Consider the following 1,416-nt stretch of genomic DNA (forward strand, 5'->3'; position numbering starts at 1 on the left):
TACTACCCGGTCACTTGAATCCAGGTGGCGGGCGTGATCTACGGTCGGGATGACACCCGCGCAGCTCAAGAAGCTGGACGAGGCGCTGGGCGCCTACCTTGAGGAGATGGTCGCCGGCATGGGGCGACTGGAGAGACGGCGCGCCATGGAGGCCTACGTGACGGGCCTGCTGCTGGATGGGGAGCGCAAGAGCATCGAGCCGATGGCGGCCCGGCTGGTGGAGGACGCCGGGGAGGTCGAGGCAATGCGCCAGCGATTGCAGCAGTGCGTCTCGCAAGGGACGTGGAGCGACGAGGCGCTGAGGGAGCGACTGGCGCGGAAGCTGGAAGCGCGGCTGCCGGAGGTGGAAGCGCTGGTGGTAGACGACACGGGCTTTCCGAAGAAGGGGAAGCACTCGGTGGGAGTCGCCCGACAGTACTCGGGCACGCTGGGGCGCACGGACAACTGCCAGGTGGCCGTCAGCCTGCATTTGGCTGGGGCTCGTGGCAGCGGGTGTATCGGCATGCGGCTGTACCTGCCCGAGGAGTGGGTGACGGACGCGGCCCGACGCAAGGCGGCGGGTGTCCCCGAGGCGGTGGGGGCCTCGCGCAAATGGGAATTGGCGCTGGCGCAGTTGGACGACGCGTTGAAGTGGGGCGTGCGCAAGCACGTCGTCCTGGCGGATGCGGGGTATGGAAACTGCCGGGAGTTTCGAGAAGGCCTCACGGCTCGCGGCCTGCCCTACCTCGTCGCGGTGCCAGGGCAGCACAAGGTGTGGCCTCCGGGGGCCACGCCGCACCTGCCGGTGAAGAAGGCGGGCGCGTACGGACGCCCCCGGACTCGCTTCGTCGACGACAGCGGCGTACAGCCCTGGACGATTGAAGAATTGGCGCGCCAGTTACCCGAGGAGGAGTACCGCCGTATCAGCTGGCGCGAGGGCAGCCGCGGCACGCAGTCTTCCACCTTCGCCGCGGTGCGAATCCAGGTCGCTGAAGGCCATGTCGTGCGCAAGGCGCCCGGCGCTCCCGAATGGCTCTTGTGCGAGTGGCCGCCGGGCGAGGCCGCGCCAACGAAGTACTACCTCTCGTCTCTGCCGGAAGACACGCCTCTCAAACGCCTCGTCACCCTGGCGAAGCTGCGATGGCGCGTGGAGCGTGACTACCAGGAGATGAAGGGCGAAGTCGGCCTGGACCACTTCGAGGGCCGCACCTGGAGAGGCTTTCACCACCACGCCACCCTATGCATGGTGGCCCATGGCTTCCTCGCGCTCCGTCGAGCGCTTTTCCCCCCGGAGGCGGATTCCCTGGACGCTGCCCCAGGTGCGCCGACGGCTTCAGCATCTACTGCTGCGCCGCCTCGGCCATTGTCCAATGTGCCTCCGCAGACTCGGCGCTCGCGCTCCTCCTCGAGGGCCGTCACGCATCTGATCAAGTAGTA

1 protein-coding gene is annotated in these 1,416 nt (G+C 67.9%); it reads left to right on the forward strand.

What is annotated here, in order from left to right; all coding sequences use genetic code 11:
- The first annotated feature begins 49 nt into the window (after positions 1 to 49).
- Positions 50 to 1,414: an IS701 family transposase gene (locus D7X30_RS41330; protein WP_120568465.1), complete on the forward strand. Its 1,365-nt coding sequence runs from the start codon at positions 50 to 52 to the stop codon at positions 1,412 to 1,414.
- Positions 1,415 to 1,416 lie beyond the last annotated feature (2 nt).

The organism is Corallococcus sp. AB011P, assembly GCF_003611605.1.
In the GTDB taxonomy this organism is placed as follows: Bacteria; Myxococcota; Myxococcia; order Myxococcales; family Myxococcaceae; genus Corallococcus; species Corallococcus coralloides.